General features: G+C 64.6%; 10 protein-coding genes. 6 read left to right on the top strand and 4 right to left on the bottom strand.

The genetic code is table 11. The annotated features are described in order from the left end of the window. Positions 1 to 54: 54 nt before the first annotated feature. The 6 genes from IHQ72_RS31490 to IHQ72_RS31465 all read left to right on the top strand — a co-directional run bounded on the left by IHQ72_RS31490 (position 55) and on the right by IHQ72_RS31465 (position 6,109). Positions 55 to 861: an SDR family oxidoreductase gene (locus IHQ72_RS31490; RefSeq protein WP_258123996.1), complete on the top strand. Its 807-nt coding sequence runs from the start codon at positions 55 to 57 to the stop codon at positions 859 to 861. Positions 862 to 871: 10 nt separating this feature from the next. Further along, positions 872 to 1,819, top strand: coding sequence for a 3-hydroxyacyl-CoA dehydrogenase (locus tag IHQ72_RS31485; protein ID WP_258119563.1), 948 nt, complete (start codon positions 872 to 874; stop codon positions 1,817 to 1,819). Further along, the gene (kce, locus tag IHQ72_RS31480; RefSeq protein ID WP_258119560.1) at positions 1,816 to 2,778 is read left to right on the top strand and encodes a 3,5-dioxohexanoate:acetyl-CoA acetone transferase; all 963 of its coding nucleotides are present in this window, start codon (positions 1,816 to 1,818) and stop codon (positions 2,776 to 2,778) included. Before IHQ72_RS31485 ends, kce begins: the two co-directional genes overlap by 4 nt. Positions 2,779 to 2,822: 44 nt before the next feature. After that, a complete protein-coding gene (locus IHQ72_RS31475) occupies positions 2,823 to 3,701 on the top strand; it encodes an SMP-30/gluconolactonase/LRE family protein (protein WP_258119557.1) in 879 nt (292 codons plus the stop codon). A 133-nt stretch (positions 3,702 to 3,834) separates the two neighbouring features. Then, positions 3,835 to 5,046, top strand: coding sequence for an acyl-CoA dehydrogenase family protein (locus IHQ72_RS31470; RefSeq protein ID WP_258119555.1), 1,212 nt, complete (start codon positions 3,835 to 3,837; stop codon positions 5,044 to 5,046). Between the two features lie 31 nt (positions 5,047 to 5,077). Next, positions 5,078 to 6,109, top strand: a complete 1,032-nt coding sequence (locus IHQ72_RS31465) for a phosphotransferase family protein (RefSeq protein ID WP_258119553.1) — start codon at positions 5,078 to 5,080, stop codon at positions 6,107 to 6,109. A gap of 41 nt (positions 6,110 to 6,150) precedes the next feature. Here IHQ72_RS31465 and IHQ72_RS31460 read toward each other — a convergent pair whose 3' ends face one another. From IHQ72_RS31460 to IHQ72_RS31445, 4 genes are read right to left on the bottom strand one after another with little or no spacing between them, the layout of a single operon-like run. Then, positions 6,151 to 6,648, bottom strand: coding sequence for an aminomethyltransferase family protein (locus tag IHQ72_RS31460; RefSeq protein ID WP_258119551.1), 498 nt, complete (start codon positions 6,646 to 6,648; stop codon positions 6,151 to 6,153). Next, positions 6,641 to 9,595: a sarcosine oxidase subunit alpha family protein gene (locus IHQ72_RS31455; protein ID WP_258119550.1), complete on the bottom strand. Its 2,955-nt coding sequence runs from the start codon at positions 9,593 to 9,595 to the stop codon at positions 6,641 to 6,643. The genes IHQ72_RS31460 and IHQ72_RS31455 overlap by 8 nt, the downstream gene beginning before the upstream one ends. Further along, positions 9,592 to 9,888 (bottom strand): sarcosine oxidase subunit delta, encoded by a 297-nt coding sequence (locus IHQ72_RS31450; RefSeq protein WP_374120290.1) that lies wholly within the window; start codon positions 9,886 to 9,888, stop codon positions 9,592 to 9,594. The genes IHQ72_RS31455 and IHQ72_RS31450 overlap by 4 nt, the downstream gene beginning before the upstream one ends. 13 nt (positions 9,889 to 9,901) lie before the next feature. After that, positions 9,902 to 11,158 carry a sarcosine oxidase subunit beta family protein gene (locus IHQ72_RS31445; protein WP_258119549.1) on the bottom strand — a complete coding sequence of 419 codons (1,257 nt, stop codon included), beginning with the start codon at positions 11,156 to 11,158 and terminating at the stop codon, positions 9,902 to 9,904. Between the last annotated feature and the right edge of the window lie 6 nt (positions 11,159 to 11,164).

The raw sequence follows: 11,164 nt of genomic DNA, 5'->3' as shown, positions 1-11,164 counted from the left end.
GACGGGACGATGAGCGCCAAGGCGATGAGCAAAGGGGCGATGAGCAAAGTGGCGATGAGCAAAGGGGCGCCGTCATCGGCGGACGATTTTCTGACCGGGCTGAAGGGGCAGCGCGTGCTGGTGACGGCGGGCGCCGGCGGCATCGGCTTGGCCATCGCCGAAACGCTGTCGCGGCTCGCCGCGCGCATCGTCGTCTGCGACGTTTCCGACGAGGCGCTGGCTGCTGCTCCGGACAAGATCGCCCTCGTCGCCGCGGTCAAGGCCGATGTCTCGCGCGAAGACGACGTCGACCGGCTGTTCGAGACGGTGAAGGAAAAGCTCGGCGGGCTCGACGCGCTGATCAACAATGCCGGCATCGCCGGGCCGACCGGCGGCGTCGATGAAATCGATCCGGCGGACTGGCGGCGCTGCATCGACATCTGCCTGACCGGCCAGTTCCTCTGCGCCCGGCGTGCCGTGCCGCTGATCAAGGCGGCGGGCGGCGGCTCGATCGTCTCGATGTCGTCCGCCGCCGGCCGCCACGGCTACGCTTTCCGCACCCCCTATTCGGCGGCCAAGTTCGGCGTCATCGGTTTCACGCAGAGCCTCGCCAAGGAACTCGGGCGGCACGGCATAAGGGTCAACGCCATCCTGCCCGGCATTATCGAGGGACCACGCATCGACAAGGTCATCGCCGACCGGGCCAGGCAGCTCGGTGTTTCGAACGAGGAGATGACGCAGCGCTATCTTCAGAACATCTCGCTGCGCCGCATGACCAGCCCCTATGACGTCGCCGCGATGGTCGCCTTCCTGTTGTCTGATGCGGGCATCAACATTTCCGGCCAGTCGCTCGGCGTCGACGGCAATGTCGAAACGCTTTGAGGAACGGACCATGATGAAGGTAGCAATTGTCGGCAGCGGGTTCATCGGACGGGCCTGGGCGATCAGCTTCGCCCGCGCCGGCCATGATGTGCGGATGTGGGACCAGTCGCCGGCCGCGAGCGAAGGTGCCCGCGACTACATCGCCGGCGTGCTGGGCGACCTCGCCGCGAACGATCTGCTGCGGGGGCAGCCAATCGACGCCGTGCTTGGTCGCATCGCCGTCGTTGCTGAGCTGGAAGAAGCGCTGGCCGATGCGGTCCATATCCAGGAGAACACGCCCGAAAACCTCGACGTGAAGCGCGAGGTGTTCTCCCTGATCGACGCAATGGCCGGTCCGCAGGCGGTGATCGCCAGTTCCACCTCGGCGTTGCTGCCATCGAAATTCACCGACCATCTGCAAGGGCGGCACCGCTGCCTGGTCGTGCATCCGATCAATCCGCCCTATCTCATCCCGGCCGCGGAAGTCGTGCCGGCGCCATGGACTTCTTCCGAAACGGTCGAAAGGACCCGCGCCTTCCTGGTCGATGCGGGCCACGCGCCGCTGGTGATGAAGCACGAGCTCGACGGCTTCATCATGAACCGCCTGCAGGGCGCGCTGCTGGAGGAGGCTTTCCGGCTCGTCGCCGACGGCTATGCCAGCGTCGAGGACGTCGATATCGGCATTCGCGACGGGCTGGCGCTGCGCTGGTCTTTCATGGGTCCGTTCGAGACGATCGACCTCAATGCGCCGGGCGGTGTACGCGACTATGTCGAGCGCTACCAGACGATCTATTCGAACATTTTTCCGCAAATGCTGCGCCGCGTCGACTGGGCCGGCGAGGTCATGGCAACCGTCGAGGCGGATCGCCGCAAGCGGCTGCCGCGGGAAGAACTCGGCGAACGGCAGGTGTGGCGCGACCGCCGGCTGATGGCGCTGGCGGCGCATAAGAGAAAATCGGATCAGGAGTTCGGACGATGACGGAAACAAGCCACAAGCCCGGCGCTATGCAGACCAGGAGCAAAATTATCATCACCTGTGCGGTGACGGGGGCGATCCATACACCGACCATGTCGCCCTATCTGCCGATCACGCCGGACCAGATCGCTTCAGAGGCGATCGCGGCGGCGGAGGCAGGTGCGGCGATCCTGCACCTGCATGCCCGCGACCCCGAGACCGGCAAGCCCGACCAGACGCCGGAGGCCTTCGCCCGCTTCCTTCCGCGCATCAAGCAGGCCACCAACGCCGCCATAAACATCACCACTGGCGGCAGCCCCTATATGAAGGTCGAGGAGCGCGTGCGACCGGCAGCCCAGTTCAAGCCTGAGGTCGCTTCGCTCAATATGGGCTCGATCAATTTCGGGCTCTATCACCTCGTGGGCAAATACGAGACTTTCAAGTTCGACTGGGAAAAGCCGCATCTGGAAGCGACGCGCGACCTGGTGTTCCGCAACTCGTTCAAAGACATCGAGTACATTCTTGCGACCTGCTACGACAACGGCACGCGCTTCGAGTTCGAGTGCTACGACATCGCCCACCTCTACAACCTCTCGCACTTCGCCGATCGCGGGCTGGTGAAGCCGCCGTTCTTCGTGCAGTCGGTGTTCGGGCTGCTTGGCGGCATAGGCACCCATCCCGAAGACGTCGCTCATATGAAGCGCACCGCCGACCGGCTGTTCGGCGACCAGTTCCGCTGGTCGGTGCTCGGTGCCGGCGCCAGCCAGTTGCGCATCGCGGCGCAGTCGGCAGCGCTTGGCGGCAACATCAGGGTTGGCCTGGAGGACAGTCTGTGGGCCGGCAAGGGCCGGCTGGCAAAGTCGAACGCCGAACAGGTTGTACTTGCCCGCAAGATCATCGAGGGGCTTGGCATGGAGGTGGCGACGCCCGACGAGGCGCGCGAGATCCTGTCACTGAAGGGCGGCGACAAGGTCGCGTTCTGAGGCGGCTCGCCAATCGCCGCACGGTGCCAACAGAGGAGGACGGCATGAAGATCGAAGTCGTGGTGGACGTGAAGACCACGCTGGGCGAGGGACCATTGTGGGACGTCGAACAGGAGCGCCTCTACTGGATCGACAGTTTCGACGGGCGCGTGTTTCGGGCGACCGCCGATGGGCGCGAGATCCGTTGCTGGGATGTGCCGATGAAGATCGGCTCGATGGCTCTGCGCAAGGACGGCAACGGCGCGGTGGTCTCGCTTCAGCGCGGCTTCCATCTGCTCGATTTCGCCACCGGCGAGGTGACGCTGATCCACGATCCGGAACCGGACAAGCCGATGAACCGGCTCAATGACGGCAAGGTCGACCGGCGCGGACGTTTCTTCGCCGGCTCCATGGACACGATGGAGGAGGGGCCATCCGGCGGCCTTTACCGGCTCGATCCGGATTTCTCCGTCACCAGGATCGATTCAGGCATCATCTGTTCCAATGGCCCGTGCTGGAGCCCCGACGATCGCACCTTTTATTTCGCCGACACCTGGACCGGCGAGATCTGGGCCTACGACTATGACATCGCGACTGGCGCTGCCGGCAACCGGCGCACCTTCGTCCGTGTCGACACCAGCCGGGGTGGCGCTGCCGATGGGTCGACCGTCGATGCCGAAGGCTTCCTCTGGAATGCCCTCGTCTATGACGGCCGGCTGGTGCGTTATACGCCCGACGGCAGCGTCGATCGCATCATCGACATGCCCGTCAAGAAGGTCACCAGCGTGATGTTCGGCGGGCCGAAACTCGACACCCTCTATGTGACCTCGATGGCAAAACCGCCGTTACCGCGCTTCCCCGGCGATGGCGTCCTGCGCGGCAGCCTGTTCGCAATAACCGGCCTTGGCATCAAGGGCGTGGCGGAACCACGCTTCGCCGGATGACGGCGGCTGCAAAAGAGGATAGAGGCGAATAAGGAAAACGAGCGCTCGCTCGATTTCAGATATGGACCCGATGCTTTTCGGCGATCTCGTCCATCGATGGTGGCCACCTCGTTTCATCGCTGGGAGTTTGTCCATGAATTTCGACATTCCCGCCCGCACCCAAGATTACCGCGTCCGCATTGCCGACTTCGTCGAGCGTGAGATCCTGCCGCTCGAGGCCGACAAGACGTCCTATGATGCACATGGAAATATCGCCTTGCCGCTGCTGGAGACGCTTCGCGCCAAGGCGCGTATGGCGGGCCTGTGGTGCCTGCAACTCAAGCCCGAATCCGGCGGCGCCGGTCTCGGGAAGATGGACATGGCGGTCTGCTACGAGGAGATGAACCGGTCGATCTTCGGACCCGTGGTGTTTAATTCGGCAGCGCCCGACGATGGCAACATGATGGTTCTGGAGGCGCTCGGCACGCCAGCGCAAAAGGAAAAATGGCTGAAGCCGATTGTCGAGGGCAAGGTGCGCTCGGCCTTTGCCATGACCGAACCGCACCCCGGCGGCGGTTCGGACCCTTCGATGATCATGACGCGTGCGAAGCGGCGCGGCGACAAATATGTTGTGACCGGCCGCAAATGGTTCATCACCGGCGCGGAGGAGGCCAGCCATTTCATTCTGATCGCGCGAACCTCGGACGACCCGCGCCATGGTCTGTCGGCCCTGATGTTCCACAAGGACCAGCCGGGCTGGCGCATCATGCGCCGCATCGAGATCATGGGCCCGGAGGAGCATGGCGGGCATTGCGAGCTCGAATTCGATGGGCTCGAAATCCCTGTCGAAGATATGCTTGCCGGCGAGGGCAGGGGCATGAAGGTGACGCAGGTGCGGCTCGGCCCGGCGCGGCTTACCCACTGCATGCGCTGGCTCGGATTGTCCAAGCGCTGCGTCGAGATCGCGCGCGCCTACGCTGCCGAGCGCCATGGTTTTGGCCAGCGCCTCGCCGACCGCGAAAGCGTCCAGCTGAAGCTCGGCGACCTCGCCATGCGCATCGAGATCGGCCGCATCCTGGTGATGAAGGCTGCGTGGGAACTGGACCGCGGCGGCTTTGCCCGCAAGGAAGTGTCGATGGCCAAGGTCCAGGTCGCCAATGTGCTGCATGACGCGGCCGATGTGGCGATCCAGATCAATGGCGCGCGGGGCTATTCGAAGGACACGGTGCTCGAATGGATCTACCGCTATGCTCGCCAGGCGCGGCTGGTCGATGGCGCCGATGAGGTCCACAAGATGGTGCTGAACCGTTTCCTCAACGAGGAAGAGAAGGGCTTCTGGCGCTGGACTGTCGAAGGCGAGGCATAAGCGACGCGGGGTGGCATCTCAGGAGGAAAAGATGCCGTTGAATGCGGATTTCGATCCTGCGGCATTGAAGGGCTTTCTCGCGAACCGCTTCGGCGATGCCGCAATGACGTTCGAGCGGATCGGCGGCGGGCAGTCCAACCCCACCTACTTCGTCGACTATGGTGCGCATCGCATGGTGCTGCGCAAGAAGCCGGCCGGGCCGATCCTGCGTGGGGCGCATGCCGTCGATCGCGAATTCCGCGTGCTTGAAGCGCTCGCACCGACCAATGTCCCGGTGCCCGCGCCGGTGCTCTATCACGACGGTGTCGAGCCGCTCGGCACGCCCTTCTACCTGATGGAGCGGCTGGATGGTCGCGTCTTCCACGACTGTTCGCTGCCTGGCCTTGTCCCCGCGGAGCGACGCGGCGTCTATTTCGGCATGGCCGAAGCGATGGCCAAATTGCATGCTGTCCGTCCCGACGAGGTCGGTCTCGGCGACTACGGCCGGCCCGGCAACTATTTCGAGCGCCAGATTGGCCGCTGGACCAGGCAGCTCAGGGAATCGCCGAGCGACAGAATTCCGGCACTCGAAGCGGTCGCCGACTGGCTGCCGCAGCATATGCCCGCGGATGATGGACGCGTGTCGATCGCCCATGGCGACTTCCGCCTCGGAAATCTGCTGTTCCATCCCGGCAAGCCGGAGGTGATCGGCATTCTCGATTGGGAGCTGTCGACGATCGGCCATCCGCTCGCCGATCTCGGCTTTTGTTCAATGACCTGGCATTCGACCCCGGACGAATATGGTGGCATCCTCGGCCTCGATCATGCCGCACTCGGCATCCCCAGCCAGCGCGAATTCCTCGACCATTATTTCGCGCACGCCGTGCCCACCGCGCCCCTGGAACGCTTCCACCTGGTTTTTTCGCTGTTCCGTTTCGCGGTGATCTTCGTCGGCATCGCCGACCGGGCGCGGGCAGGCAGCGCGGCGTCGGCCGATGCCGCCGGCAAGTGGCCTCTCGCCGGTCGCTTTGCCGCACGTGCTCAAGAGATCATCCAAGGGGCAAGACCGTGGAGCGCCGCCTGAGACGAGCGCTCGCGCCCTAGTCCTTTTCCCTACCCGTGGCGTCAGCAACCCAGTCCGGAAATCCAGTCCGAGAGGCTTTGCGAAAAACTTCGCGGCACGATGAGTTCGCACGCGGTATCGCCGGTGCGCAGGAAAAGCACGGGCACATGGTGCAAGGATGTCAGCACGGCGCGGCCCGGGGCGGCCGCCGGCGCGCGCCAGTCTACGGCGATACATTTGGAGAGGACCCGCGCGACGTCGGCCCCAGCCATTCTGAAACGCACGCGACCTTCGTCGAGAGAGACCGAACAACCGAGATCTGGGTCGACGGCAAGCGAAGGCGCTTCAATACCGTCGTCGAGAGCCAGCCAGAGACGGCGAGGCGCGACGCGGATCACGAGGAGACCTTTTTGGCGAACCGTCTCTCCGACCGAGGCAGGAAGTTTCGTGCCGAGCGACGCCGTGACGCTCTTTTCGAATTGCCCCAGCGTGCCGTCCCAGCCCTCGATCTCGATGAGCGGGCAATCGGCCACGGACAGGCTGAAATCCGGGCTAGCCATGCAGTCGCTCCCCCTGCGGATCGAGGAATACCGGCGAGACGATTCGGGCACGGACCGTTTCGGCTTTCATCGGATAGACGGCCACGACCTCGCTTCCTTCGCTAGCGACATCGCCGGCAAGCAAGGCCAGCCCGACATAGTGGCCGCGTTCGGGGCTGAAGGTGACGGAAGTCACGCGGCCGCGCCCGTGGCCGTAAGGTTTCTCGCCCGGCAGAAACAGGATGGCGCCACCGCGAAGGCGTTTTCCCTCCTCGATGCATTCCAGTCCGACCAGGCGCTGGCGGTCGGGCGCCTGGAAGGCGGGGCGCCGTCGCAGCACGTCGCCGACGAAGCCGGTACGCTTGCCCGCCATGCGGCCGAGGCCGAGATCGTCGAGCGTCGTGCGCCCATCGATTTCAGGTCCGGCGACATGGCCCTTTTCGACACGCAGCGCGCCGAGCGCCTCGACGCCGTAAGGTTTCAGGCCGAGCGGCCTGCCTGCTTTGAGCAGGCGGCTCCAAAGCTGTTCACCGGCAGTTGCGCCGACATAGATTTCGTAGGCGCGCTCGCCGGAATAACTGAGGCGCAGGATGCGGAGCGCACGGCCCTGCCATTCGCTTTCGAGCAATCCCATATGCGCAAGTGCCGCGTCGGAAACATCGAGAGCGGGAAACGCGGCACTCAGAATTGCGCGGCTTTTCGGTCCGGCAACCGACATCGCCGCCCATTCATCGCTCACCGAGGTCACTGCGACGCGCAAATCCGGCCAGGCCGTATCGAGCAGGAATTCAAGACGCGACAGCACGTCGGCGGCCTTGGCGGTCGAGGTGGTCATGAAGAACCGGTTCTCGGCCAGCCGCGTCGTGGTGCCGTCGTCGAAGACGATGCCGTCGTCGCGCAGCATGACGCCGTAGCGCGCACGGCCAACCGGCAGTTTGGCAAAGCCATTGGCGTAGATGCGATCGAGGAAAATCGCGGCATCCGGGCCCTGGACGTCGATCTTGCCGAGGGTGGAGATGTCCATCAGGCCTGCGGCCTGGCGCACACTCCGCATTTCGGCGACATAGGCTTCGTTCACGTCGAGCCCGGATTGCCTGTAGAAATAGGGCCGCATCCAGAGCCCGACCTCCAGCATCTTGGCGCCGTTCGCCATGTGCCAGTCGTGCATCGGCGTACGGCGGATCGGCTTGAAATGATGGCCGATGGCGCGTCCGGCAAGCGCACCGATGGCGACCGGCGTATAGGGCGGTCGAAAGGTCGTGGCGCCGGTCTCGGGGATCGTTGCGTTGCGTAAGGCCGCCATTGCGGCAAGCGCCGCAAAATTGCTGGTCTTGCCCTGGTCGGTGCCCATGCCAAGCGTGGTGTAGCGCTTCAGGTGCTCCACCGACTGATAGCCCTCGCGATGGGCGATCTCGATATCCCCGGTCGTCACGTCCATCTGGAAATCGACGAAGGCTTTTCCACGTCCAGCGGGCAGGATTTCGTGAAGCGGGGCCGCGGCGGTCTCGCCGAGATCGAGTTTCGACGGGGCGTGCGCCGGCGTCGACTTGCCGCAGAACCATGCCGCCTCGGTGCCGGCGCGATGACCGTCCTCGATGGCATCGGCGGTCGAATAAATTCCCATCATCGAGCCGGCGCCGAACCGGTCCGCCGGAAACGCGCCCGGCACGAAGCCGCCAATGTCGTCGCGATATTGAGGTTTTACGCCAAGATGCGAGGTGAGATGCACGGTTGGCGACCAGCCGCCGGACACGCAGACCAGGTCGCAGGCCGTTTCCGATTGGCCGTCCGGTCCGTTGAGCGTTGCACGCCTGACGGCATGGCCGCCGCGCACGTCGACGATATGCGTTTTGGCCCGAACCATCACGCCGAACCGTGCGGCTTCTGCGACAAGTGCTTCGGGCGGCGCTGCGCGAACATCGGCAACCGTTACCTCCGCGCCGGCATCGGCAAGGTCAAAGGCGGCGCGCCAGGCGCCGTCATTGCTGGTGGCGACGATGGTTTTCTTGCCCGGTAGAACGGCGAAGCGGTTGAGGTAGGTCCGGGCAGCCGAGGCAAGCATGACGCCAGGCCGGTCGTTGTTGGAGAACACCATGGGTCGCTCGATGGCGCCGGTGGCGAAAACGATCGAGCGGGCGCGAAGCATGGTGAATGTCTGCCGCGCTTCGCCGGCCGGCTGCGGATTGGTTGGGTCGCGTTGCTCGACCAGTCCGATGACATTGCCGTCATAGATGCCGAAAGCGGTTGTCCGCTTCATCAGAGTGACGGTTTCGGAGCCCTCGAGCTCGGCCTCGGCCTGTCTCAACCATGCGGCCGCTGCGCTGTCGGACGGCTCCGCCAGAAGCTGGCCGCCGAGCAGGAAATCCTGTTCGATCAGCGCCACCCGCGCGCCGGCCGCTGCGGCAGCACGCGCCGCCGACAATCCCGCCGGGCCGCCGCCGACGATTGCGACATCGGCAAAGGCATGACGAACCTCGTAACGGTCGGGATCGGGGTCGGTGCCGGCCCTGCCCAGCCCGGCCGCCTTGCGGATAAAGTGCTCGTAGAACATCCAGGCGCGTCGCGTCGGGCCCATGAAGGTCTTGTAGTAGAAGCCGGCCGAAAGGAACGGCGCCAACAGGCCGTTGGCGCTTTGCACGTCAAAGGCGAGCGAGGGCCAGCGGTTCTGGCTTTCCGCGACTACGCCGTCTGCAAGTTCCAGTGTCGTCGCCGGCAGGTTCGGCTGGCGCCTGCCTGCGGTTGCGAGCGTGACCAGCGCATTCGGCTCCTCGGGCCCGGCGGAAAAAATGCCGCGTGGACGATGATATTTGAAGCTGCGCCCGACCAGGGTGACGCCGTTGGCGAGCAGCGCGGAGGCGAGCGTGTCGCCGCGATATCCAGCCAGCGTCCTGCCATCGAAGGTAAAATCGACCGGCTGCTCGCGGTCGATGCGGCCACCCATCGACAGCCGCTTGTGGTTCGAACTCATGCGGGTGATTTCCTGGCCAGCGATTTCCTGGGGGGTAATTTCCTGGCGAAGTCAACGGATGCGATGGCGTGATTGCGCGTGTCGCGTTCGACCACCAGCCATTGGCGGCAGCCGATCACGTGCTGCCAGAATTCGCGGTGCGGGCCTGCCGGGTTCGTCCTGAGATAGACATAAGCGTACCAGGCCTGCGGATCGGGATCGTCGTGGGCCGGGCGCGTGACGGAAGCGTCTCCGCCGTAGCGGAACTCGTCATGGTCGCGCAGACCGCAGCAGGGGCATTCGATGCGCAGCATTGCCTTCCGCCTCCTATTGCAGCCAGGCGCAAGGACCGGCGCCGGCCTCGTCGAGCGTGTGGCCGGTGCGGAAACGATCGAGCCCGTAGGCTGCGATCAAGGGGTGCGGCTTGCCGGTGGCGATCGTGTGGGCGAAGCACCAGCCGGAAGCCGGCGTCGCCTTGAAGCCGCCGTAGCACCAGCCGCCGTTGAGAAAGAGGCCCTCGATAGGTGTCGGGCAGATGATCGGGCTGGCATCGGGCGTCATGTCCATGACGCCGCCCCAATGGCGCAGCAGACGGACGCGCGAAATGCATGGCATCAGCGCAATCGCCGCCTCCGCCACTTCGCGCACGACGCCGAGATTGCCGCGCTGGGCGTAGGAATTGTAGCCGTCGAGATTGCCGCCGAAGACCAACCCGCCCTTGTCCGACTGGCTGACGTAGAAATGGTCAGCACCGTAGGCGACGACGTGGTCTACCAACGGCTTCAGCGGTTCGGTGACGAAGGCCTGCAGGACGTGGCTTTCGATCGGCAGTTCAAGGCCGGCCTTGGCGCCGAGCACGGATGTATGACCGGCAACAGCGAGGCCGACCTTGCCGGCGCCGATCCGGCCTTTCGTCGTTTCGACGCCGACGATACTGTCGCCGTCGCGGAGGAAGCCTGTCACCTCGCAGTTCTGAATAATGTCGACGCCATGGCCGTCGGCAGCGCGCGCGTAGCCCCAGGCGACGGCGTCGTGGCGCGCCGTGCCCGCCCGGCCCTGGAAGATGGCGCCATGGATCGGAAAGCGGGCCGTGTCGGAAAAATCGAGATAGGGCACCAGCCGGCGCACCTCGTCGCGGTCGAGGATATCGGCATCGATGCCGTTCAGCCGCATGATGTTGGCGCGGTGACTGAAGCCATCGAGCTGATCGGCCGAATGCGCAGTGACGAGCTGGCCGCGCTGCGAGAACATGACGTTGAAATTCAACGCCCGCGACATGTTCTCCCAGAGTTTCATCGAGAATTCGTAGAACTGGGTGTTGCCGTCGAGCAGGTAGTTGGAGCGGATGACGGTGGTGTTGCGGCCGACATTGCCGCCGCCGATATAGCCTTTTTCGAGCACCGCGACATTGCGGATGCCGTGGTTCTCGGCGAGGTAGAAGGCGGTAGCGAGGCCGTGTCCACCGCCGCCGATGACGATCACGTCGTAGGCCGGTTTTGGCTCCGCCGCCCGCCAGGCGCGCTGCCAGTTCTTCTGACCAGACAGCGTGTTGCGGAAAATTGAAAATGCCGAGTAGCGCGACATGCGTGC

This window comes from Mesorhizobium onobrychidis, assembly GCF_024707545.1.
GTDB lineage: Bacteria > Pseudomonadota > Alphaproteobacteria > Rhizobiales > Rhizobiaceae > Mesorhizobium > Mesorhizobium onobrychidis.
This window is presented reverse-complemented; position numbering and strand designations above follow the sequence as displayed.

Bases quoted from the DNA above. Each gene is read 5' to 3' on its own strand.
- IHQ72_RS31490 (WP_258123996.1), top strand. From the start codon at position 55: ATGAGCAAAGGGGCGCCGTCATCGGCGGACGATTTTCTGACCGGGCTG.
- IHQ72_RS31485 (WP_258119563.1), top strand. From the start codon at position 872: ATGATGAAGGTAGCAATTGTCGGCAGCGGGTTCATCGGACGGGCCTGG.
- kce (WP_258119560.1), top strand. From the start codon at position 1,816: ATGACGGAAACAAGCCACAAGCCCGGCGCTATGCAGACCAGGAGCAAA.
- IHQ72_RS31475 (WP_258119557.1), top strand. From the start codon at position 2,823: ATGAAGATCGAAGTCGTGGTGGACGTGAAGACCACGCTGGGCGAGGGA.
- IHQ72_RS31470 (WP_258119555.1), top strand. From the start codon at position 3,835: ATGAATTTCGACATTCCCGCCCGCACCCAAGATTACCGCGTCCGCATT.
- IHQ72_RS31465 (WP_258119553.1), top strand. From the start codon at position 5,078: ATGCCGTTGAATGCGGATTTCGATCCTGCGGCATTGAAGGGCTTTCTC.
- IHQ72_RS31460 (WP_258119551.1), bottom strand. From the start codon at position 6,648: ATGGCTAGCCCGGATTTCAGCCTGTCCGTGGCCGATTGCCCGCTCATC.
- IHQ72_RS31455 (WP_258119550.1), bottom strand. From the start codon at position 9,595: ATGAGTTCGAACCACAAGCGGCTGTCGATGGGTGGCCGCATCGACCGC.
- IHQ72_RS31450 (WP_374120290.1), bottom strand. From the start codon at position 9,888: ATGCTGCGCATCGAATGCCCCTGCTGCGGTCTGCGCGACCATGACGAG.
- IHQ72_RS31445 (WP_258119549.1), bottom strand. From the start codon at position 11,158: ATGTCGCGCTACTCGGCATTTTCAATTTTCCGCAACACGCTGTCTGGT.